Raw genomic sequence first — 21,839 nt, 5'->3', positions numbered from 1 at the left:
TTTGAGGTGTGTGGGCCTAGGAGGACTTGAACCTCCGGCCTCATCCTTATCAGGGATGCGCTCTAACCGACTGAGCTATAGGCCCGGGTGCCGCCGCCGTACCTGGCGACGAGATGGGAGATTACCCCATCGCGTCGGGCAACGGAAATCGAATTACCCGCTGCGCAGCCAGGATACCCGCCCGGCCTACTCGGCCTCCTTCAACGTCACCTCGATGCCGCCCACGAGGTCGGCGGTCATGTTGTAGATCATGGCGCCGACCGTGGACAGAGCCGTGATGAGGAAGACGTTCAGCGCCCCAACCAGAGACGCGTAGCCGAAGACACGGGCGAAGGAGAACCAGCTCGCCGCGTTCAGACCGCCCTCCTTGGCGCCCTGGTCCCGGGTCAGCTCGGTGACGGTCGAGGTGATCGCGTCGAAGACGCCCAGAACCGAGAGGATCATGTAGAGCACGCCGACCGCGACCAGCAGGACGACGAAGCCGACCAGCGACATCACGAAGCTGAACTTCATCACCGACCACGGTTCCAGCCGGGAGAGCTGGAGGTGGGCCTTGCGTGGCGCCTTGCCGCCGGTGGGCTTGGTGGGCTTGGAGCCCTTGCTTCCCTTGGCCGCCGCCTTCGCGGCCTTGTTGGCCTTGTTGGCCAGGCCGGCCAGGCGCACCTTCGGGCTCGCTCCGGAGGGTGGGGGGACTGGAGCGGTCCCGACGCCCGCATCGTCGCGTGGGTCGTACGACATCGACGACGAGGTGCCGAAGGCTCCCCGCTCCGCCGACGGATCGGCGGCGTCCGGTGCCGGGTTCCACAGTGGGCTGCCGCCACCTGGCCTCTGGCCGGTGCCGCCGGCGCTCCCCGCACCGCCGGCGCCACCGGTGCCGGTTCTGGCGCCAGGGGGTGTCGCGGGTGCGGGCACGGCGCCCCTGGACGGCGACCCGCTTCCCGAGTACGGCCGGTCGCCCTGGGACGGGCTCGCGGCCGAGGAGGACTTCTCAACGATCGACGGCGACGCTGACGGCCTCGGTGCGGTCGGCTTGGGCGCCGGGTCGGCGGAGGACGACGACGGGGGGCTGGACGACGCCGGAGTGCTCGGGGACGTTGAAGTGCTCGATGACGCCGGGGTCTTTCGGAACGGGGTGCTTCGAGACTGGGTGATGCCCGGCGACGCGGCCGTGCCCTCCGAGCTCGATGCGGCGCCCGCCGCCGACGCACCGGAGTTCGACGTCCCCGAGGAACCCGAGGAGCCCGCGGTCGAACCCGAGGACGAGTTCGAAGTCGAACCCGAGGACGGGCTCGAGGACGAACCGGCGTCGGGCGAGGTGCTCGACGCGCCGGACTCGAGCTTCTGTTCATCGGTCACCGGACCCCCCGGGGCGTGCGTTCCGTTGGCGGACGCGTCGTCGCCGGGAGTGCCGGCCGCAGGGCGTTCCGACGCCGGGACCTTGGGCTCGGGGGGCGGGACCTTGACGGTCGCCTCGTCCCGGGCCGAATTGGCCGCGGTGGTCTTCCTGGGCTTGCGACCGCTCGCCCCCCCGGCACCGGACTTCGACGTGCCACGACCTGCTCGGCCTTTACCCTGGTTGGGCTGGGCACTCACGCGTCCTCCTCGGCTGACGGGCCGAAGACTTCCTGAGGTCGGGGCGAATTACTCACCCTCGGTGTCCTCGACGGTCTCCGTGTCCTCTATCGACTCAACGTTCCTCGCGATGGCGACGATGCTGTCCCCGTCGGCGAGGTTCATGAGACGTACTCCCATGGTCTGTCGTCCGGACTGCTTGATCTCGGCAGCGGTGGTTCTGATGACGCCGCCGTTGGAGGTCATGGCAAATACCTCATCATCCAGACGAACCATGAGTGCCCCTACCAACCTGCCGCGGGTTTGCACGATCTTAGCGGTCAGAACACCCTTACCCCCACGGCCCTGCAGCGGGTACTGGTCGACCGGCGTCCGCTTCGCGTACCCGCCCTCGGTGGCGACGAGCACGTCCTCTTCGCCGCCGTTGTGCACGACGTGCATGTCGAGCATCTCGTGACCGTCGTCGAAGCGCATGCCGATGACACCGCTCGTGGCACGGCCCATCGGCCGCAGTGACTCGTCGGAGGCCCGGAAGCGGATCGCCTGGGCGCCGGTGCTCACCATCAGCAGGTCGTCTTCGGGACCGACCAGCCGGGCGGCGATCACCTCGTCGTCCTCGGTCAGGTTGATCGCGATGATGCCGCCGGAGCGGGGCGAGTCGAAGTCCTGCAGCGCCGTCTTCTTGACCCGGCCGTGCTTGGTGGCGAGCACGAGGTACGGCGCCACGGTGTAGTCCCGCAGGTCGAGCACTTCAGCGATGTGCTCGTCGGGCTGGAAGGCCAGCAGGTTGGCCACGTGCTGGCCACGTGCGTCGCGGCCGCTGTCCGGCAGCTCGTAGGCCTTGGCCCGGTAGACCCGGCCCTTGTTCGTGAAGAACAGGATCCAGTGGTGCGTGGTCGTCACGAAGAACTGGTCGACGATGTCGTCCTGCTTCAGCTGCGCGCCGCGTACGCCCTTGCCGCCACGCCGCTGGGCCCGGTAGTGGTCGGTCCGGGTGCGCTTGGCGTATCCGCCGCGGGTGATGGTGACGACGATGTCCTCTTCGGCGATGAGGTCCTCCATGGACACGTCACCGTCGAAGGGGATGATCTGGGTGCGGCGCTCGTCGCCGAACTTCTCGACGATGGCCGCCAGCTCGTCACCGACGATCTGCCGCTGCCGCTCGGGAGAGGACAGGATGTCGTTGTACTCGGCGATCTCGGCCATCAGCTTGTCGTACTCATCGGTGATCGCCTGCCGCTCGAGGGCGGCCAGCTTGCGCAGCTGCATGTCGAGGATGGCCTGCGCCTGCACCTCGTCGATCTCCAGCAGGTTCATCAGGCCCTGCTGCGCGGCGGAGGCGGACTCCGACGCCCGAATCAGCGCGATGACCTCTTCGATGCGGTCGAGCGCCTTGAGCAGCGCGCGCAGGATGTGCGCCCGCTCTTCGGCCTTGCGGAGCAGGAACCTCGTCCGGCGGACGATGACGTCGATCTGGTGGGTCACCCAGTAGCGCACGAACTGGTCCAGCCGCAGCGTGCGCGGCACGCCGTCGACCAGCGCGAGCATGTTGGCGCCGAAGGTCTCCTGCAGCTGGGTGTGCTTGTAGAGGTTGTTGAGCACCACCTTGGCCACCGCGTCGCGCTTGAGCACGATGACCAGACGCTGCCCGGTGCGGCCGGACGTCTCGTCCTTGACGTCGGCGATGCCGGTGATCTTTCCTTCCTTCACCTGCTCCGCGATCTTGAGAGCAAGGTTGTCCGGGTTGACCTGGTACGGCAGCTCGGTGACGACCAGGCAGGTCCGGCCCTGGATCTCCTCGACCTCGACGACGGCGCGCATCGTGATCAGGCCGCGGCCGGTGCGGTAGGCCTCCTCGATGCCCCGCCGCCCGACGATCAGGCCCTTGGTCGGGAAGTCGGGCCCCTTGACCCGCTCGATCAGAGCGTCGAGCAGCACCTCGTCGGAGGCCGCGTAGTTGTCCAGGAACCACCGCACGCCCTCCGCGACCTCGCGCAGGTTGTGCGGTGGGATGTTGGTCGCCATGCCGACCGCGATGCCGGCCGCGCCGTTCACCAGCAGGTTCGGGAAGCGGGACGGCAGGACGTCGGGCTCCTGGCTGCGGCCGTCATAGTTCGGCGAGAAGTCGACGGTCTCCTTCTCGATGTCGCGCAGCATCTCCATGGCGAGCGGCGCCAGGCGGCACTCGGTGTAGCGCATCGCCGCGGCCGGGTCGTTGCCCGGTGAGCCGAAGTTGCCGTTTCCGTCGACCAAGGGATAGCGCAGCGACCACGGCTGCGCCAGTCGCACCAGGGTGTCGTAGATCGCCGAGTCGCCGTGCGGGTGGTAGTTGCCCATGACGTCGCCGACGACGCGGGCGCACTTGAAGTAGCCGCGGTCGGGTCGGTAGCCGCCGTCGTACATCGCGTAGAGCACCCGGCGGTGCACCGGCTTGAGCCCGTCGCGGACCTCGGGCAGCGCCCGCGAGACGATGACCGACATCGCGTAGTCGAGGTAGCTGCGCTGCATCTCGACCTGGATGTCGACCGGTTCGATCCGGTCGTGCGGAACGCCGCCCTCGGTGGTCACTTCGGTCACGTGGAGAACCTCTTCTTAATAGCGTGAAAAAGTCGTGCGATCGCGCCTGCCCGAGCCGCGACTAGACGTCCAGGAAACGGACGTCCTTGGCGTTGCGCTGGATGAAGGACCGTCTGGCCTCGACGTCCTCGCCCATCAGAACGCTGAACAGCTCGTCCGCCTGCGCGGCGTCGTCGAGCGTGACCTGGAGCAGCACCCGGTGGGCGGGGTCCATCGTGGTGTCCCACAGCTCGGCGGGGTTCATCTCGCCGAGACCCTTGAACCGCTGCACCTGGTCGCGCGGGCGCGGGTCGCGCTTGCCTTGGGCCATGCCCGCTTCGATGACCGCGTCGCGCTCCCGGTCGGAGTAGGCGTAGGTGGCCTCCTGGCCGCGCGCGTCCCACTTGATCTTGTAGAGCGGCGGCTGGGCCAGGAACACGTGGCCGGCCTCGACCAGCGGCTTCATGAAGCGGAACAGCAGGGTGAGCAGGAGCGTACGGATGTGCTGGCCGTCGACGTCCGCGTCCGCCATCAGGATGATCTTGTGATACCGGAGCTTGGAGATGTCGAACTCGTCGTGGATGCCGGTGCCCAGAGCGGTGATCATCGCCTGGACCTCGTTGTTCTTGAGGACCCGGTCGATGCGGGCCTTCTCCACGTTGAGGATCTTGCCGCGGATCGGCAGGATCGCCTGGTACTGCGGATCGCGGCCGCCCTTGGCCGAGCCGCCCGCCGAGTCGCCCTCGACGACGTAGATCTCCGACTTGGCCGGATCGGTCGACTGGCAGTCCGACAGCTTGCCGGGCAGCGACGTCGACTCGAGCAGGCTCTTGCGGCGGGTCAGGTCGCGGGCCTGCCGGGCGGCGATGCGCGCCCGAGCGGCCTGCAGCGACTTGGTGATGATCTCTTTGGCCTCGCCGGGGTTGCGGTCGAACCAGTCGCGCACGTGCTCGTTGCACACCTTCTGCACGAACGACTTGGCCTCGGTGTTGCCGAGCTTGGTCTTGGTCTGGCCCTCGAACTGCGGGTCGGCGAGCTTGATCGAGATGATCGCGGTCAGGCCCTCGCGGACGTCCTCACCGGAGAGACGATCGTCGCGGCCCTCCTTCAGCAGCTTCTGACCGAACGCGTAGGTGTTGACGATGTTCGTCAGCGCGGAGCGGAAGCCCTCTTCGTGGGTGCCGCCCTCAGCCGTGTTGATCGTGTTGGCGAAGGTGTGGACCGACTCGGAGTACGAGGAGTTCCACTGCATGGCGACCTCGAGCGACATGCCCTTGACCTCGTCCGAGAACGCGACCACCGAGTTGTGAACGGCGTCCTTGGAGGCGTTGATGTGCCGGACGAAGTCCTCGATGCCGCCCTCGTAGTGGTAGGTCACCGTTCGCGCTTCACCGTTGGCGTGGCCGGGCCGTTCGTCCTGGAACTTGATCGACAGGCCGCGGTTGAGGAAGGCCATCTCCTGGAGCCGGCGCGAGAGCGTCTCGAAGTTCCACTCGATGGTCTCGAAGATCGTGTCGTCGGGCCAGAAGCTGACCTGGGTACCGGTCTCCTCGGTGGGCTCGCCCTTGGCGATCGGAGCCGTGGGATGACTGCCCTCGTACTTCTGCCGCCACACGTGCCCGTCCGTGCGCACCTCGACCTCGAGGCGGGTCGACAGCGCGTTGACCACCGAGACGCCGACGCCGTGCAGGCCGCCGGAGACCGCGTAGGACTTGCCGTCGAACTTGCCCCCCGCGTGGAGGGTGGTGAGCACGACCTCGACGGCCGGGCGCTCCTCGCCCGGCACCAGGCCGACGGGGATGCCGCGGCCGTTGTCGCGGACGCGCACCCCGCCGTCCGCGAGCAGTGTGACCTCGATGCTGTCCGCGTGCCCGGCCAGCGCCTCGTCCACGGAGTTGTCCACAACCTCGTACACGAGGTGGTGAAGCCCCCGCTCACCGGTCGAGCCGATGTACATGCCCGGGCGCTTGCGCACCGCTTCCAAGCCTTCAAGGACAGTGATCGAGCGAGCGTCGTACGCCAAAGGAGGTCCTCCTGCCAGGGACACCCGCCGTTCGAGCGTGCCCCGTAACACACGTAAGGGCGGCCACCCCTTCGGGCCGCCCACAACGGCGCAGTGTCCTAAGTCAGAAACATTCTATCTGGTGAGCGACCCAAAAGTGGCACTGACGGGCGCTGAAGTCGCGTGTGGCGGCCGAACTGGGCAAGATTGACATCCCCCTACTCGTCCCCGGGGCTCCTCGGCCGTGTGTGGCGCTCACCGCGAAACTCGGGAGTAGCCGTACGAACAGGTTAGCGAACGCGCCAGGCGCCCCGCCGTCGAGGAGCCGACGCCGGTCCGGTGACCTTGACCCGGCGTACAGTGCCGTCGCCGAGCTCCTCGTTCAGCCTGCGCACCAGCGTGGCGGCGAGCAGTCGGAGCTGGGTGGCCCAGGCCGTGGAGTCGGCGGCCACGACGAGCTCGCCGTCCTCGAACCGCTCCGGCCTGGTGTGCTCGGCCAGCTCCGGTCCGACGATCCCGCGCCAGTTGCCGAACACCCCGCCGACGGCGGCCCGCTGCTCCCAGCCGCGCTCGGCCAGCAGGTCGCGGATCGCCGCGCCGAACGCCCGCGGGTCGCCGCCGCGGCCGGGCTCGCGCACCGGTCTCGGGGCCTTCCTCCGCTGCGATCCCGGCACGGACCCGCGCTTTCGGGCGTCGGCCTTCGCCTGCGCCAGCGCCTCACGCGCCATACTGATCGCCGAGTTCGCGGCCTCGCTCCGCTGTGTCGGATTGCGCTCGCTCCGCTCGCGCGGCTCCTCGGACACAGGTTCATCGGGCACGGGTCACATCTCCGTCCGCAACGTCGTACGCGGCTCCGCTCAGCTCACTCGGCACGTCCGCCGGAACCGCCGCGGTCACCAGGACCTGTTCGGCGGGGGCGACGAGCTCGGCGAGCCGGCTGCGCCGGCCCGTGTCGAGCTCGGCGAAGACGTCGTCCAAGATCAGCACCGGGTCGTCACCCTCGGCCCTCAGCAGCTCGAAGGCCGCCAGCCGGAGCGAGAGCGCCAACGACCAGGACTCGCCATGGCTCGCGTATCCCCGCGCGGGAAGATCACCGAGCCGCAGGTGCAGCTCGTCGCGGTGCGGGCCGACCAGGCTGACGCCACGCTCGAGCTCGGCGCGCCTCGACTCGGCGAGCGCCGCCTCGGTCGCCGCGACCAATGATCCACGGTCTGTGGACAACTCGCCGTCGCCGTCCCCACCCCCGTGGACAGAGCTGCGGTAGACCAGCTCGGTGGCGCCTGTGGGGGCGAGGGAGTCGTAGGCCTTCGCGACCAGCGGGCGCAGCGCCGCGACCAGCTCGAGACGGCCGCCCAGCAGCTCGGCGCCCGCCCGTGCCAGATGGGAGTCCCACACGTCGAGGGTGGCCAGCATCTCGGCGCCGGGCGCCCGCCGGTGCGCCGCAGCGGACCGGAGCAGCGCGTTGCGCTGCTTGAGCACCCGGTCGTAGTCGGAGCGCACCCCCGCGAACCGGGGCGCGCGTACGGTCAGCAGCTCGTCGAGGAACCGGCGCCGCTCACCCGGATCGCCCTTCACCAGGGCGAGGTCCTCGGGCGCGAACAGCACCGTCCGCAAGATCCCCAGGATCTCCCGCGGCCTGGGGACGGGGGAGCGGTTGAGCCGGGCGCGATTGGCCCGGCCCGGGTTGACCTCGATCTCGATCAGTGCCTGCCGGTCATCGCGCACGACTCCCGCCCGGACGATCGCCCGCGGCGCCCCGTGACGCACAAGCGGCGCGTCGGTGGCCGCCCGGTGGCTGCTCTGCGTGGCGATGTAGCCGATCGCCTCGACCAGGTTGGTCTTGCCCTGCCCGTTGGGGCCGACGAACGCGCTGACGCCCGGGTCCAGCGGGAGCTCCGCGGACGCGTACGACCGGAAGTCCTGGAGGGCGAGGTGGGCGACGTGCACGGGATCGAGGGTAGGGCCTTCACGCCGCCTCGGCAGCCAAGGGAGAACACCCCCGTCCATCCCCAGTCTGTGGACGATTCTCCACAGACCTGTGGACGGGGGCGGTGCATGTGGTACCGCCGGGGTCAGGCCACCGGCTCGACCGGGTGCCCCCCGAACTCCTTGCGCAATGCGGCGATGACCTTCATGGCCGGCGAGTCGTCCTGCCGGGAGGCGAAGCGGGCGAACAGCGCCGCGCTGATCGCCGGCATCGGGACGGCGTGATCCACGGCCGCCTGCACGGTCCACCGGCCCTCGCCGGAATCGTCGGCACGGCCGCGGAGGCGCTCGAGGTTCGGGTCCTCTTCCAGCGCCCGGTTGAGCAGCTCCAGCAGCCACGACTGGATGACGGTGCCCTCCTGCCAGCTGCGGAAGGTCTCGGGCACGTTGTGCACGACGTCGCTGGCCTTGAGCAGCTCATAGCCCTCGGCGAAGGCCTGCATCATGCCGTACTCGATGCCGTTGTGGACCATCTTGGCGAAGTGGCCGGCACCGGCCGGACCGCTGTGGACGAAGCCGTACTCGCCCTCCGGCTTGAGGGTGTTGAAGATCGGCATGAGCCGCTTCACATGCTCGTCCTCCCCGCCGACCATGAGCGCGTAGCCGTTCTGCAGGCCCCACACGCCGCCGCTGACCCCGACGTCCACGAAGCCGATCCCCTTGACGGCGAGATCCTCGCTGTGGCGCCGGTCGTCGAGGTAGTGGGAGTTGCCGCCGTCGATGATGACGTCCCCGGGCTCGAGGATTTCCCCAAGGCTGTGGACGGTCTGCCGCGTGGGCTCTCCGGCGGGGACCATCACCCACACCGCGCGGGGCTTGGCCAGCCTCTGCGCGAGCTCCTCCATGGAATCGACATCGCTGATCTTCGGGTCACGGTCATAACCGATCACTGTGTGCCCGCCGCGGCGAAGCCGTTCGGCCATGTTGCCGCCCATGCGGCCGAGGCCGATCATCCCCAGCTCCATGTTCGGATCACCCCTCATATGTGTTTTCAAGCGCCTGGTGAGGCTGGTTTCCCGTCGATGATCGGGTACTAACCCGAGAGCCGCACCGGCATGATCAGGTAGCGGTAGTTGGGGTTGGCGCCCGCCTCCGGGGGCTTGCCCGTGAGCACCGCCGGCTTGGTGGGCGTCGTGAAGGACAGCCTCGCCGTGTCAGAGCCGATCGCCGACAGCCCGTCGAGGAGGAAGCCGGGGTTGAACGCGATGTTGATGTCCTCGCCCTCCAGCGTCGCCTCCAGGGCCTCCACGGCCTGAGCCTCGTCGCCGGTGCCGGCCTCGAGGACCACCTCGCCCTGGCTGAACGACAGGCGTACGGGGGTGTTGCGCTCGGCCACCAGCGAGACGCGCTTGACCGCCTCGATGAACGCTCCGGTCTGGATCTCGGCCAGCCCGGCGTACTCGCTGGGCAGCAGCGACCGGTACTTCACGAAATCGCCGTCGAGGAGCCGGGAGGTCGTCCGCCGTCCGCCGCCAGAGAAACCGATCATCCCCTCACCGGGGCCGCCCGAGCCGGCGAGGGCGATCGCCACCTCGGCGCCCGAGGTCAGCGACTTGGCGGTGTCGGCAAGGGTCTTGGCGGGCACCAGGGCCACCGCGGAGAAGTCCGGGCGTTCCGGCTTCCAGTGCATCTCCCGTACGGCCAGCCGGTAGCGGTCGGTGGAGGCGAGGGTGACGGTCTCGCCCTCGATCTCCACACGCACACCGGTCAGCATGGGGATGGTGTCATCGCGGCCGGCCGCGATCGCCACCTGTCCCACGGCGGCCGCGAACTCGTCGCTGCCCACCGATCCCGCCGCCGGCGGCATCTCCGGCAGGCTCGGGTAGTCCTCCACAGGCATCGTCAGCAGGGTGAACTTCGCGCTTCCACAGGTGAGCATCACCTTGGCACCGTCGGTCGTCACCTCGACGGGGTGCGGCGGCAGGCTGCGGCAGATCTCGGAGAGGAGGCGTCCGGACACCAGCGCGGTGCCGGGGTCCTCCACATCGATGTCCGTGGCGACCTGAGCGGACACCTCGTAGTCGAACGCCGACAGCTTCAGCCTGTCTCCCGCCTCGATGTGCATGCCGGCGAGCACGGGGACCGGAGGCCTGACCGGCAGCGTGCGTGCGGTCCAGGCGACGGCGTCGGCGAGGGCGTCTCGATCTATGCGGAACTTCACGTGGACCCGCCTCCTGCTGGGTTTGGACTCAGGGTGTGGTGGAAGAGATCTATGAGGCGCTCGGGACGCTTGATCCCCAGGCCCTTAGATGGTTCTAGATTTTTTCTTGTAGAGATAGAAAGAGCAGTAACAGTCATAGGGGCCGTGGACAGTGTGGACAGAGGTCGTTTCCGCAGCTCAGACCCCGAATTTCTATCCACTGCCAGTGTGCATGCCGGGTGGACGGCGAGGCCCCGCCTGAGGATGAACAGATTGTTCCCACCGGTTGTCCGCACGCTGTCCCCTGGTTGTCCACGCCTTGTCCGCAGGTTGTCCCCCGCGGATTCACCGAGGCCGGCGACACGCCGCGAACACGCCTGTGCTCGTCCCCACGGCGTCCCCAGTCCATCCACGAATTGTCCTCAAGTTGTCCGCAGCTTGTCCCCCGGGTCGTCCACACGGATCCACAGAGTTTTCCCCAGCCTGTGAAAGTCGAGTGAAAGTCGCCGAACTCAGCGGTTGCGGGCCTGCTGCTTGATCCGGTTGGTCAACTCGGTGACCTGGTTGTAAATGGACCGACGCTCCGCCATCAGTGAGCGGATCTTGCGTTCGGCGTGCATGACCGTGGTGTGGTCACGGCCGCCGAACTGCTGTCCGATCTTGGGCAGCGACATTTCGGTCAGCTCCCGGCACAGATACATGGCGATCTGCCGAGCGGTGACGAGTACCCGGGACCGTGACGGCCCGCACAGGTCCTCGATCGCGATCCCGAAATAGGTCGCCGTCTGCGCCATGATCGTCGCAGACGTGATCTCCGGGCCGGTGGCGTCGGGGATCAGATCCTTCAGCACGATCTCGGCCAGCTGCATGTCCACCGACTGGCGGTTCAGGCTGGCGAAGGCGGTGACCCGGATGAGGGCACCCTCGAGCTCGCGGATATTGGTGGAGATCTTCGACGCGATGAACTCCAGCACGTCGCGGGGCGCCGCGAGTCCCTCCTGTGCCGCCTTCTTGCTCAGGATCGCGATACGGGTCTCGAGCTCGGGCGGCTGAACATCGGTGATCAGTCCCCACTCGAACCTGTTGCGCAGCCGATCCTCGAGCGTCACCAGTTGTTTAGGTGGCCGATCACTGGAGATCACGATCTGCTTGTTCGCGTTGTGCAGGGTGTTGAACGTGTGGAAGAACTCCTCCTGCGTCTGCTCCTTGTTCTCGAGGAACTGGATGTCGTCGACGAGGAGGATGTCCACATCCCGGTATCGGCGGCGGAACCCGTCCGCCTTGCCGTCCCGGATGGCGTTGATGAAGTCGTTGGTGAACTCCTCGGAGCTCACATAACGCACGCGCGCCCCATTGAAGAGGCTCTGCGCGTAGTGACCGACCGCGTGCAGCAGGTGCGTTTTGCCCAGGCCCGATTCCCCGTACACGAAGAGCGGGTTGTAGGCCTTCGCGGGAGCCTCCGCCACCGCCACCGCGGCGGCGTGCGCGAACCGGTTGGACGAGCCGATGACGAAGGTCTCGAAGGTGTACTTCGGATTCAGCCGCGCCTGCTCGGGCCGCGGTTGGGGCTCGGCCCCCGCCTTGTTCCGCGGCGAGCGCGGCTCGGGCACGGAGGCCCGGCGGGGCGGCTGCCAGGGTGCGGCGGGATCGGACTCGGCCCGGTCCGCCGAGGGCCCGAGCGAGAAGGGATCCCGCTCACTCTGCGGGTAGTCGGACCGGTTGTAGTCCGACCGCCTGCGATCGGGCTGCGCGTAGTCGGACTGCGGATAGTCGGACTGGGGGTACTCCGACTGCGGGTACTCCGACTGGGGATAGTCCGACTGCGGGTACTCGGACTGCGGGTACTCCGACTGCGGGAAATCCGATCGCGGGCGATCCGACCGCGATCGGTCGGGCTGTTCGAAAGAGTCGGAGGACTGGCGCGGGGCGCCGCCGTTGCCGAGGGATCCGCCGAGCGTGTGCCCGGTGATGTGCGACCGACCATGACCGCCGCCCTGCTGCGGCCCGTTCTGCGCACCGTCCGCCGGCCCGGGCGGGCCCGGATATCCGCCGGGCTGGCCGGTGCCGTACGCCGGAGTGTGGGTCGGCGGGGTGTGGATCGTCTCTCTCGGCTGACCTTCTTGGAACGAGGGAGGATACGGAGGCTCGTGGCCGCGGCCGTCGGGAGCGGGATATCCACCAGGCGGCTGCTGGTTGGGGACGGGGTTGTGGATAAAACCCTGCTGCGGCTGGTTCTCGTAACCGGACGGCTCGGCGGTCGGCGCGGACCGCGGCTGATCAGGCTGTACGGTCACCGCGATCCTGATCTCCCGGCCCAGCTCCCGGGAGAGCTCCCGGGTGATCAGGGCACGCATCCGGACCTCGAACGCCTCTTTGGCGAATTCGTTCGGCGCCGCGAGCAGCGCGGTGTCCTCTACCAGGGCCAACGGGCGGGTAAGGGGCAGCCAGGCGCGGTAGTTCGGCGGCAGCTCGCCGGCGGAGAGGGCTTCGAGTGTCCGTGCCCACGCTGAAGCGAGGTCCTGACCGTCCATGCGCAAGCTCCCCTCCTGTCACATCCGAGATGCGGAGTGACCTACTCTCTCACGCGTCGTCCACAGAGTTGTCCACACGTTGTGCACGGTCACCGAGCGGGTGTGATACTCCGCGAGATGGACGGGTCTAGACCGGGGAAAGGTCCGCATGGCGCCGGGTGCCCCGCCAGATGCCGGCAGCGTCTGCCGGCAACGCTTCCCGGCAACGCTCCGTCCGGGTGACGGTAGTCCCTCCTCTACGACGCGTGCAAGACGCGACGGGGCGCCCTGTCCGACCCGCCTCCAAGGGTACGGACGCCGCGTCCGCGCTGCCCCCGTTTGACCGGACGGGCGGATAACCCGTAACGTTCTACGGTCGAGTCGCATCGATGTGGTGTCGCATGCCCAAAGGCATGGGCCCTCGCTGCGGGGGACCCCACGCGCCCCGTGATGCGGCGTCATCCATACCCTGAACCTGACCGCAGCCCTGGAGTCTCGAGTGAGCAAGCGTACATTTCAGCCGAACAACCGTCGCCGCCACAAGAAGCACGGCTTCCGGCTGCGCATGCGCACCCGGGCCGGCCGGGCCATTCTCGGCTCGCGGCGCCGCAAGGGCCGCGACCGCGTCGCGGTCTGATCGATCTCCGAGCGGGCTGATGCTGACCATGTCTGAACCGGGAAGCGCCCGCGAGCACGGCGACCCGGCGCGACGACGCGGCATACGGCCGTGGACCGCCCGCCGGGTGCCGCGCGGAGTGCGACGTGGAGCATAGCCATGCTGCCGTCCGGGCAACGGATGCGGCAGCGGGCCGAATTCACCCTGGCCGTCAGGCGCGGACGCCGCGCCGGACGGCCGAACATCGTCACCCACCTGCTACGCAGAGATGAGATCGATGCCGAGCCCCTGGCCGGTTTCATCGTCGCCCGCACCGTCGGGAACGCGGTCGTACGCAATAAAGTGCGGCGCCGCCTGCGCCATCTGGTCGCGGACCGCGTCGCACGGCTTCCGCGAGGTAGCCTGCTTGTGGTGCGCGCGAACCCCAAGGCCGCGTCCGCGGGCCATGACGACCTGGCCGCAGATCTCGACTCGGCCCTCGACCGCCTGCTGCGCGATCAGTCCCCAGGCAGGGGTGGCGGGGTCCGGACTGACAAGGGGCGGACATGACAGTGCGGAAGCCGACGCCCGTGGCGCGGGTGCTCATGCTCTTCGTCGCCGCCTACCGCCGCTTCCTGAGCCCCCTGCTCGGTCAGCAGTGCCGGTTCCATCCGACCTGCAGCGCCTACTCCCTGGAGGCGCTCCAGGTGCACGGGGCAGCGCGAGGCACTTGGCTCACCGTGCTGAGGATCGGCCGCTGTCATCCGTTCCATCCAGGGGGGCACGACCCGGTGCCACCGCCGAAGGGCGCTGTGGCACCGTACGAAGACCTTCAGCCGCGCGGAGAGCGGCACCGCCTCATAGAGCACAAGGAGCTGACCGGTGACTCTTGATCCGCTGTACCGGGCCGTGGCCTGGGTGATCGTTCAGATTCACACCGGTCTCAGCTACGTCTTCGATGCCAACAGCGGCTGGGCATGGGGTGGCTCGATCATCCTGCTCACCGTTCTCATGCGACTTCTGATCTTCCCGCTGTTCGTGAAGCAGATTCACTCCACGCGGAAGATGCAGGAGCTGAACCCCCAGGTTCAGGCCCTGCGCAAGAAGTACAAGAACGACAAGCAGCGCATGAACCAAGAGGTCATGACGCTGTACAAGGAGGCGGGGGCCAACCCGCTGTCCGGCTGCCTCCCCCTGCTGGTCCAGATGCCGATCTTCATCGGACTGTTCCGGGTGCTCAACGGCGTCGCCACCGCCAAGGAGGGCAACGGCAGCCACGGCATCTCCCCCGCCCTGGTGCACAGCGCGCAGCACGCCGACATCTTCGGCGCCTCGATCTCCACGAAGTTCCTCGACGCGTGGAGCGCCGGGACGATCAGCGGCATCGTCGTCTGCGGGATCGCGGTGCTGATCAGCTCCACCACCACGTACTTCAGCGTCAAGGCGAGCATGAGCCGGCAGCCGGTCATGGACGACAACAACCCGATGGCGTCGGCCCAGAAGATGATGGTCTACCTGGCGCCGATCTTCGGTCTGTTCGGCCTCGGCTTCCCGCTGGGCGTGCTGATGTACTGGGTGACCTCGAACTCGTGGACGCTGGCGCAGACGCACTACATCCACAAGAAGTACCCGATCACGACGAACGGCGCCGCCCAGGGGGCCGCCGCCAAGAACGGCGCCAAGCCCGGTACCACCAAGACCGCGCCCGCACCGGCCGGTGGGCTGAAGGGCAGGCTCAAGAAGGAGCCGCCCGCGCCGGCTCCCGAGCCGGAGGCCAAGCCCAAGGTGATCCGTCAGCAGCCGGTGAAGAAGCCGCGCAGCAAGCGCAGTGGATCCCCCAAGCGCTAGATTTCTACCAGCTAGGCGAGGAGGAGGACGCGTGAGCCAGGCCGATACCGAGGTCAACGTGCAGGACTTGGAGCAGGAAGGCGAGATCGCCGCCGACTACGTCGAGGGCCTGCTCGACATCGGTGACTTCGATGGTGACATCGACATGGACGTCGAAGGCGAGCGTGCCATGGTCGCGGTCGTGGGCGCGTCTCTCGACGAGCTCGTCGGCAGGCGCGGTGAGGTGCTCGAAGCACTCCAGGAGCTGACCCGTCTCGCGGTGCACCGCAAGACCGGGAACCGCACCCGGCTGATGCTGGACATCGGCGGCTACCGGGAGCGTCGCCGGGCCGAGTTGACCAAGCTCGGCGAGGACGTGGCGGCCGAGGTCACGCGCACCGGCGAGCCGAAGCCGCTGGCCGCGATGACGCCGTTCGAGCGCAAGATCGTGCACGATGCCATCGCGGCCGCGGGTCTGCGCAGCGAGTCCGAGGGCGAGGAGCCGACCCGGTACGTCGTCGTCTTCCCGCAATAACGTTCACTGCAGTACGCGTTCTCCACGGCTGCGGCCCCGCCTGAAGCGGGACCGCGGCCGTTCGCGTTTCACGACCTGAGATCGCGTCGGCTGAAGGTCTGCCGCGGCGCGGCCGTCTCGGGCTGCTCCTGCGTCGGAGCGGGCCGCGGCGGCACCGGCCGCGTCGACTGCGGCGGCACCTGTTGTGGCGCCTGTGCCGGCTGCGGCGGCACGGGCTGAGCCGGCTCGGTGCGCGGACGCGTCTCCTGGACGGGGGTCTCGACGACACGCCGCTCGACCACGGTCTCTTCGACCGGCTGGTCGACATGCACATGCGGCTGCTCGATATGAACGTGCGGCGTCGGCTCCTCGGGCCGCACGACGTAGAGCGGATCCTCGTCGACCATCCCGGCCAGCCGAGCGCGCTGCCGAGGACGCGTGTACATCAGCGTGAAGGCGAGGTTGGCCAAGCCCACCAGGATGAGGATCCAGCCGATCATATGGATGTCGATTCCGGATAGATCGAAGCGAACGGCAAAGGCGAGGATCGCGCCGATCGCAACGAATGCCAGGCTTACTCCGAGACCCATTGTGGTGGTCCCTCCTTCTGAGCACAGTTCGCTGCCGGGTGGTACGAGGACTCGCCCGCGCCGGCGGACCGTCCCGCTCTCGCGTTGTCGATACCCGGTGGACGTACGGGAAACATGCGTCGGCACTCAGTGAGTGCGCGGCCCGTCCGGTCTATGGGACGATTCGTTCAGTGGGAGTTTCACTACCGGCGCCGCCGGAGGCCCGCGTGGTCTTCGGTGACGCGCTGCCTGCCGCGGAGCGATACGCGGATTTTCTGGCCGAGGCCGGCGTTCAGCGCGGGCTGATCGGCCCCCGTGAGGTCGACCGTCTCTGGGATCGCCATCTGATCAACTGTGCGGTGCTCGCCGAGGTGATTCCCGAGCGGGCGAGTGTCGTCGACATCGGTTCCGGAGCGGGGTTGCCCGGCATCGTGCTGGCGATCGTACGCCGCGATCTCTCGATCACCCTGCTGGAGCCACTGCTCCGCCGGACGACTTTTCTCTCCGAGTGCGTCACGATGCTGGGCCTCGACAACGTCGAGGTACGGCGCGGCCGCGCAGAGGAGGTCACCAAGGACTTCGCCGCGGATGTGGTGACCGCCAGAGCGGTGGCGCCGCTCGACCGGCTGGCCCGCTGGGCACTGCCGCTTCTGCGGCCCGGTGGAGAGCTTCTCGCGCTGAAGGGCGAACGTGCGGGAGCGGAACTGAAGGAAGCCGGACCAGTTCTGGAGGATTTCGGTATCCGTACGGCCGAGCTGCTACAGGTGGGCCACGGTAAGGTCGATCCGCCGACAACGATTGTGCGTGTGGTCGCCGAACGCGCCCCCCGGCGGGCCGCTGCGTCGAAGCGGTCAAAGCGGCGGAAAGGTTTGAAATGAACACGGCACCAGGATTGGGCTGGCCTGACCATGCCGGCGACGAGATGAGCGACGACGTGTCGGGCCTTGGGTGGCCGGGCGAACTCGCCACGGAGGCTGAACCGCAGCCGGGGACCTCGCCGGCCAGGTCACGCGGCAAGAGCGCCTCGAAGAGCTCGGTGAAGCCGGCCGGTACGGCGTCAGAACCGTCCGACGGCCCGCCGCCTGGACATGCCGGGTGGGGGAACACGTCGTCCGGGACCGCCGAGACCGGCTATGTGCCGACGAACGGCCGCGGCGGAAAAGCATCGGCACCACGTCGAGGGCCGAACCAGGGGGAGTCGCAGCTTGTGCGCGAGGCACTGAAGAACGCCACTGTTTCACGGGAAACATTGCCCGAGGAGGCGCCGGCCGCGACCGTCGCCGCGGCCGCGCTGAAGGCGATGGCCAAGAGGGGCGACGGCGACTGGCCGCGCCCTGACCATTGTCGGGTCATCACGATCGCCAACCAGAAGGGCGGTGTGGGCAAGACCACGAGCTCGGTCAATCTCGCGGCCTCCCTCGCGATGCACGGCGCCCAGGTGCTCGTCATCGACCTGGACCCTCAGGGCAACGCCTCGACCGCCTTCGGTGTCGAGCACCACGCCGACGTCCCCTCCGTCTACGACGTGCTCATCGAGGACGCGCCGCTCAGCGACATCGTCGTGGCCGCCCCCGAGCTGCCCAACCTCTACTGCGCCCCGGCCACGCTGAATCTCGCGGGCGCCGAGATCGAACTGGTCTCGAAGGTCGCACGCGAGTCGCGATTGCGGCGGGCGCTCGACGCCTACGACAAGGGCAGGTTCGACTACGTCCTCATCGACTGTCCGCCCTCACTCGGGTTGCTCACCGTGAACGCGCTCGTCGGGGGCGACGAACTGCTCATTCCGATCCAGTGTGAGTACTACGCGCTCGAGGGGCTGGGGCAGTTGCTCCGGACCGTCGACCTGGTGAAGGCTCATCTGAATCCGCAGCTCCAGGTCTCCACGATCCTGCTGACGATGTACGACGCTCGGACCCGCCTCGCCGCCCAGGTGGCTGAGGACGTCCGCACCCACTTCGGCGAGGTCGTCCTCAACACGGTGATCCCCCGCAGCGTCCGGGTGTCGGAGGCACCGAGCTACGGGCAGTCGGTCATGACCTACGATCCCGGTTCGAGCGGTGCGCTGGCCTACAACGAGGCCGCAGCGGAAATGGCCCAACAGCGCATCGGCCGACCGTCGTGACCGACCCGGTCAACGCTGGGTTGTCGATACCGAACAGCACTGCGAGGGGCGCCTCAAAAGGCGCCCCGAGCCGCCGCGCGGAGCGCGGCAGATCAACAGGAGGTGTGGTGAGTCAGCAGCGACGGGGACTCGGTAAGGGCCTGGGAGCTCTCATTCCCACGGGGCCGGTGCCGGGGAGTGAGCCGGTGGGCGGCTCTCCCGAGTCCGCGCCTCTGGCGGAGGTGAACGGGGCGCGATTCGCCGAGCTTCCGGTGACGTCGATCGGCCCGAACTCGCGGCAACCGCGGCAGCAGTTCGATGAGGAGGCGCTCGAGGAGCTGGCCGCCTCGATCGGGATCGTCGGCCTTCTACAGCCGGTGGTCGTGCGAGAGGTCGGCCCGGAACGCTATGAGCTCATCATGGGCGAGCGGCGCTGGCGGGCGTCCCAGGTGGCCGGTCTGGAGAGCATTCCCGCGATCGTCCGGGAGACCAGCGACACTGACATGTTGCGGGACGCCCTCATGGAGAACCTCCACAGGCAACAGCTGAACGCTCTGGAGGAGGCGGCCGCCTATCAGCAGTTGCTGGACGACTTCGGCGCGACTCATGAGCAGCTGGCCACACGCGTCGGGCGTTCGCGTCCGCACATCTCCAACACCCTCCGCCTGCTGAACCTGCCGCCGGCCGTGCAGCGGCGGGTCGCCGCGGGCGTTCTCAGCGCCGGTCATGCGCGGGCTCTGCTGGCACTCGACAGCACGGAGGCTCAGGAACATCTCGCCCATCGGGTCGTGGCCGAGGGGCTGTCCGTACGAGCGGTCGAGGAGATCATCGCGACCCGCGACGCCGAGCCGAAGACGTCGACTCCCCGCAAGGTGGGCATTCGGAGGCCGGTGCAACCCGTACTTCGGGAGCTGGCCGACCGGCTCTCGGACCGGTACGAGACGAAGGTCTCGGTCGACCAAGGTAAGCGCAAGGGAAAGATTGTGGTCGAGTTCGCCTCCATCGACGACCTCGAGCGCATCATCAAGGTCATGGCACCGGACGCTGCCGGCTTTACCGCCCTCGAAGAAGACTGATCGGTTCTGCCGGAAAAGGCCCGGAAGCCGCTACCGGCTTCCGGGTCTTTCTTTGCCCGCAGAGGGGGAGTCGGCGGCTCAGGCATGGCGCGATGTTGGGTCGGGTCACGGTTCCACGTGAAACATCGCTTGACCCGCACGAGGCGCGAGTGGCCGGTGGACGTGCCGGACTCTCCGATACGATGCCCCTGGATCTGATCGGTAATCGGGAATTCCGTGAAGGCGGTCTGTACCAGAAGGGTGCCTGCTGGTGTCGCGTCGTCTCGTCAGCGTCACGTTGGACAATCTCGATGATCTCCCGCGTCGTTGTCGACGCTGCGTCTTCTGGGAGCTCGACCCCGTCAACGGGGAACGGGCCATGGAGGCCGGCGATCCGGCGCTGGAGAAGGAGGCCTGGGTTTCCTCGACTCTGCTGGAGTGGGGGAGCTGCGGGAAGATCGTCTATGTGGACGGTGCACCGGCCGGTTTCGTGCTCTACGCGCCGCCGCTCTACGTACCGCGCTCGGTGGCCTTCCCGACCAGCCCCGTCAGCGCGGACGCCGTGCTGCTGATGACCGCGCACGTGCTGCCCGAGTTCGCCGGCGGCGGGCTCGGCCGGATGCTCGTACAGGGCGTCGCCAAGGATCTGACCCGGCGTGGAGTGAAGGCGATCGAGGCCTTCGGCGACCTCAAGGGCGAGGCGGGCAGCTGCATGGTCCCCGCCGACTATCTGCTCTCGGTCGGCTTCAAGACCGTCCGGCCGCATCATCGGTTCCCGCGGCTCCGCCTCGAGCTCAAGTCGGTCCTCTCGTGGCGTGAGGACGTCGAGGTGGCCCTGGAGCGCCTTCTCGGCTCGATGACCCCAGAAGGCGCACTCCGTCCCGCCTGAGCGGCTCTCAGCCCTCTGAACGCGTACGGCCCCGCACCGGGTGGGGTGCGGAGCCGTCATCGCCGTAGCGTGAGATGTCGCGTCGGCCGGTCGGCCGGTCGTCAGATGAACTCTGCGAGTTCCCGGAGCATGGCAGCCTTGGGCTTCGCTCCCATGATCTGCTTTACGACCTCGCCGCCGGAGTAGACGTTCATGGTCGGGATCTGCATGATGCCGTACCTGGCCGGCACCTGAGGGTTCTCGTCGATGTTCAGCTTCACGATACTGATCTTGTCGCCGTGTTCCTTGGCGATCTCTTCGAGGACCGGAGCGACCATACGGCACGGGGCGCACCACTCCGCCCAGAAGTCGACCAGGACCGGCTTGTCGTTCTTGAGGACCTCGGTCTCGAAGTCGGCATCGTTCACGGATTTCATGGCGAGGGTGTCTCCTTCACTCGTCGGCGGTCGTTGGCGTCGACGTCAGACGTTCTGGTGGGTCAGCTTCGCGAGGTCTTCGTCCTGGAGCCAGTGCTCGGCGTCGAGGGCGGCCGCGCATCCGCTGCCGGCGGCCGTGACGGCCTGACGGTAGATGTGGTCGACCACGTCGCCGCTGGCGAAGACGCCCGGGATCTTCGTCCGGGTGGTGGGCGACTCGACGGTCAGGTAGCCCTCGTCATCGGTGTCGAGCACATCGACGAACAGCTCGCTGCGCGGCTCGTGCCCGATGGCGATGAACAGGCCGGTGATCTCGAGAGTGCTCTCGTCTCCGGTGACGGTGTCGCGCAGCTTGATTCCGCTCACCCGGTCGTCGCCGACGATGTCCACGACCTCGCTGTTCCAGGCGAACTTGATCTTCTCGTTGGCCATCGCGCGGTCCTGCATGATCTTGCTGGCGCGTAGCGAGTCACGGCGGTGGACCACGGTCACCGACCGGGCGAACCGGCTCAGGAAGATGGCCTCCTCCATGGCGGAGTCGCCACCGCCGACCACCGCGATGTCATGGTCGCGGAAGAAGAACCCGTCGCACGTCGCACACCAGGAGACGCCGCGGCCCGAGAGCTGCTTCTCCTTCGGCAGGCCCAGCTCTCGGTACTTCGAGCCGGTCGCGATGATCACGGCCTTCGTCAGGTAGACCTCGTCACCGACCTTCACGACCTTGGGCGACGCGGTGAGGTCGACCTCGGTCGCGTCATCGGTGATGAACTCGGTGCCGAAGCGCTCCGCCTGCTTGCGCAGGTTGTCCATGAAGTCCGGGCCGAGGATGCCGTCAGGAAAGCCCGGGAAGTTCTCGACGTCGGTGGTGTTCATCAGGGCCCCGCCGGCGGTCACCGAGCCCTCGATCAGGAGAGGCTTGAGATCGCCCCGCGCGGCGTAGATGGCCGCCGTGTAACCGGCCGGGCCCGAGCCGATAATGATCACATTGCGAACGTCGTTCACTCCTGCGCCTTCCTATGGATCGGGACCGGATGCTTCACATCCCATGCCGCCAGTTGCGACAACCGATCCTATGGCGCGGAGATTCCCTGGGGCGGTAACGGCGCC

The 21,839-nt window shown here is 68.0% G+C and carries 21 protein-coding genes and 1 tRNA gene; 9 read left to right on the top strand and 13 right to left on the bottom strand.

Annotated elements, in window-relative coordinates; translation table 11 throughout:
- Positions 1-11: 11 nt before the first annotated feature.
- The 9 genes from HKK72_RS00990 to dnaA all read right to left on the bottom strand — a co-directional run bounded on the left by HKK72_RS00990 (position 12) and on the right by dnaA (position 12,787).
- Positions 12-85 (bottom strand) — tRNA-Ile (locus HKK72_RS00990).
- 101 nt (positions 86-186) lie between these two features.
- Positions 187-1,593, bottom strand: coding sequence for a DUF3566 domain-containing protein (locus HKK72_RS41965; protein WP_315987007.1), 1,407 nt, complete (start codon positions 1,591-1,593; stop codon positions 187-189).
- Between the two features lie 48 nt (positions 1,594-1,641).
- Complete coding sequence (gyrA, locus tag HKK72_RS00980; protein ID WP_187232265.1) at positions 1,642-4,149, bottom strand: DNA gyrase subunit A; 2,508 nt, start codon at positions 4,147-4,149, stop codon at positions 1,642-1,644.
- Positions 4,150-4,210: 61 nt separating this feature from the next.
- Entirely contained in the window at positions 4,211-6,151 is a 1,941-nt protein-coding gene (gyrB, locus tag HKK72_RS00975) for a DNA topoisomerase (ATP-hydrolyzing) subunit B (protein WP_187232264.1), read from the bottom strand.
- A gap of 269 nt (positions 6,152-6,420) precedes the next feature.
- Positions 6,421-6,948, bottom strand: coding sequence for a DUF721 domain-containing protein (locus HKK72_RS00970; RefSeq protein ID WP_315987006.1), 528 nt, complete (start codon positions 6,946-6,948; stop codon positions 6,421-6,423).
- Entirely contained in the window at positions 6,938-8,077 is a 1,140-nt protein-coding gene (gene recF / locus HKK72_RS00965) for a DNA replication/repair protein RecF (protein ID WP_187232263.1), read from the bottom strand. Before recF ends, HKK72_RS00970 begins: the two co-directional genes overlap by 11 nt.
- 125 nt (positions 8,078-8,202) lie before the next feature.
- Entirely contained in the window at positions 8,203-9,099 is an 897-nt protein-coding gene (gnd, locus tag HKK72_RS00960; RefSeq protein ID WP_410050272.1) for a phosphogluconate dehydrogenase (NAD(+)-dependent, decarboxylating), read from the bottom strand.
- A gap of 50 nt (positions 9,100-9,149) precedes the next feature.
- Entirely contained in the window at positions 9,150-10,277 is a 1,128-nt protein-coding gene (dnaN, locus tag HKK72_RS00955) for a DNA polymerase III subunit beta (RefSeq protein ID WP_187232261.1), read from the bottom strand.
- Positions 10,278-10,768: 491 nt separating this feature from the next.
- Positions 10,769-12,787, bottom strand: coding sequence for a chromosomal replication initiator protein DnaA (gene dnaA, locus HKK72_RS00950; protein ID WP_187232260.1), 2,019 nt, complete (start codon positions 12,785-12,787; stop codon positions 10,769-10,771).
- 478 nt (positions 12,788-13,265) lie between these two features.
- Between dnaA and rpmH the strand changes: the two genes are divergently transcribed.
- The 5 genes from rpmH (at position 13,266) to HKK72_RS00925 (ending at position 15,723) form a co-directional block, all read left to right on the top strand.
- Complete coding sequence (gene rpmH, locus HKK72_RS00945; protein ID WP_187232259.1) at positions 13,266-13,403, top strand: 50S ribosomal protein L34; 138 nt, start codon at positions 13,266-13,268, stop codon at positions 13,401-13,403.
- 138 nt (positions 13,404-13,541) lie between these two features.
- Positions 13,542-13,931 carry a ribonuclease P protein component gene (rnpA, locus tag HKK72_RS00940; RefSeq protein WP_187232258.1) on the top strand — a complete coding sequence of 130 codons (390 nt, stop codon included), beginning with the start codon at positions 13,542-13,544 and terminating at the stop codon, positions 13,929-13,931.
- Positions 13,928-14,254 carry a membrane protein insertion efficiency factor YidD gene (gene yidD / locus HKK72_RS00935; protein WP_187232257.1) on the top strand — a complete coding sequence of 109 codons (327 nt, stop codon included), beginning with the start codon at positions 13,928-13,930 and terminating at the stop codon, positions 14,252-14,254. Before rnpA ends, yidD begins: the two co-directional genes overlap by 4 nt.
- On the top strand, positions 14,244-15,209 hold the full coding sequence (yidC, locus tag HKK72_RS00930) for a membrane protein insertase YidC (RefSeq protein WP_187232256.1): 966 nt from the start codon (positions 14,244-14,246) through the stop codon (positions 15,207-15,209). Before yidD ends, yidC begins: the two co-directional genes overlap by 11 nt.
- Before the next feature lie 31 nt (positions 15,210-15,240).
- Entirely contained in the window at positions 15,241-15,723 is a 483-nt protein-coding gene (locus tag HKK72_RS00925; RefSeq protein ID WP_187232255.1) for a protein jag, read from the top strand.
- 68 nt (positions 15,724-15,791) lie between these two features.
- On the opposite strand, the gene HKK72_RS00920 is transcribed toward HKK72_RS00925, so the two are convergent.
- Positions 15,792-16,292: a DUF6458 family protein gene (locus HKK72_RS00920; RefSeq protein WP_187232254.1), complete on the bottom strand. Its 501-nt coding sequence runs from the start codon at positions 16,290-16,292 to the stop codon at positions 15,792-15,794.
- Between the two features lie 182 nt (positions 16,293-16,474).
- Entirely contained in the window at positions 16,475-16,615 is a 141-nt protein-coding gene (locus HKK72_RS41960; protein ID WP_315987024.1) for a hypothetical protein, read from the bottom strand.
- On the opposite strand from HKK72_RS41960, the gene rsmG reads away from it, so the two are divergent.
- From rsmG to HKK72_RS00900, 4 genes are all read left to right on the top strand, one after another.
- Positions 16,547-17,149: a 16S rRNA (guanine(527)-N(7))-methyltransferase RsmG gene (rsmG, locus tag HKK72_RS00915; RefSeq protein WP_315987022.1), complete on the top strand. Its 603-nt coding sequence runs from the start codon at positions 16,547-16,549 to the stop codon at positions 17,147-17,149. The genes HKK72_RS41960 and rsmG overlap by 69 nt on opposite strands.
- A gap of 422 nt (positions 17,150-17,571) precedes the next feature.
- A complete protein-coding gene (locus HKK72_RS00910) occupies positions 17,572-18,393 on the top strand; it encodes a ParA family protein (protein WP_187232481.1) in 822 nt (273 codons plus the stop codon).
- Positions 18,394-18,500: 107 nt separating this feature from the next.
- Positions 18,501-19,448, top strand: a complete 948-nt coding sequence (locus HKK72_RS00905; RefSeq protein WP_187232252.1) for a ParB/RepB/Spo0J family partition protein — start codon at positions 18,501-18,503, stop codon at positions 19,446-19,448.
- Positions 19,449-19,698: 250 nt separating this feature from the next.
- Positions 19,699-20,316 (top strand): GNAT family N-acetyltransferase, encoded by a 618-nt coding sequence (locus HKK72_RS00900; RefSeq protein WP_187232251.1) that lies wholly within the window; start codon positions 19,699-19,701, stop codon positions 20,314-20,316.
- Positions 20,317-20,417: 101 nt separating this feature from the next.
- Here HKK72_RS00900 and trxA read toward each other — a convergent pair whose 3' ends face one another.
- A complete protein-coding gene (trxA, locus tag HKK72_RS00895) occupies positions 20,418-20,732 on the bottom strand; it encodes a thioredoxin (RefSeq protein ID WP_187232250.1) in 315 nt (104 codons plus the stop codon).
- Between the two features lie 45 nt (positions 20,733-20,777).
- A complete protein-coding gene (trxB, locus tag HKK72_RS00890; protein ID WP_187232249.1) occupies positions 20,778-21,734 on the bottom strand; it encodes a thioredoxin-disulfide reductase in 957 nt (318 codons plus the stop codon).
- Between the last annotated feature and the right edge of the window lie 105 nt (positions 21,735-21,839).

It is taken from the genome of Actinomadura sp. HBU206391 (assembly GCF_014323665.1).
In the GTDB taxonomy this organism is placed as follows: Bacteria; Actinomycetota; Actinomycetes; order Streptosporangiales; family Streptosporangiaceae; genus Actinomadura_C.
Note: the sequence above shows the minus strand (reverse complement) of the source record. Positions and strands in the feature narration are given on the sequence as shown.

Excerpts from the sequence above, each read along its gene's own strand:
- gnd (WP_410050272.1), bottom strand. The coding sequence starts at position 9,099 with ATGAGGGGTGATCCGAACATGGAGCTGGGGATGATCGGCCTCGGCCGC.
- yidD (WP_187232257.1), top strand. The coding sequence starts at position 13,928 with ATGACAGTGCGGAAGCCGACGCCCGTGGCGCGGGTGCTCATGCTCTTC.
- HKK72_RS00920 (WP_187232254.1), bottom strand. The coding sequence starts at position 16,292 with ATGGGTCTCGGAGTAAGCCTGGCATTCGTTGCGATCGGCGCGATCCTC.
- trxA (WP_187232250.1), bottom strand. The coding sequence starts at position 20,732 with ATGAAATCCGTGAACGATGCCGACTTCGAGACCGAGGTCCTCAAGAAC.
- HKK72_RS41960 (WP_315987024.1), bottom strand. The coding sequence starts at position 16,615 with ATGGCGATCCCAGAGACGGTCGACCTCACGGGGGCCGATCAGCCCGCG.
- rnpA (WP_187232258.1), top strand. The coding sequence starts at position 13,542 with ATGCTGCCGTCCGGGCAACGGATGCGGCAGCGGGCCGAATTCACCCTG.
- dnaA (WP_187232260.1), bottom strand. The coding sequence starts at position 12,787 with ATGGACGGTCAGGACCTCGCTTCAGCGTGGGCACGGACACTCGAAGCC.
- HKK72_RS00910 (WP_187232481.1), top strand. The coding sequence starts at position 17,572 with ATGGCCAAGAGGGGCGACGGCGACTGGCCGCGCCCTGACCATTGTCGG.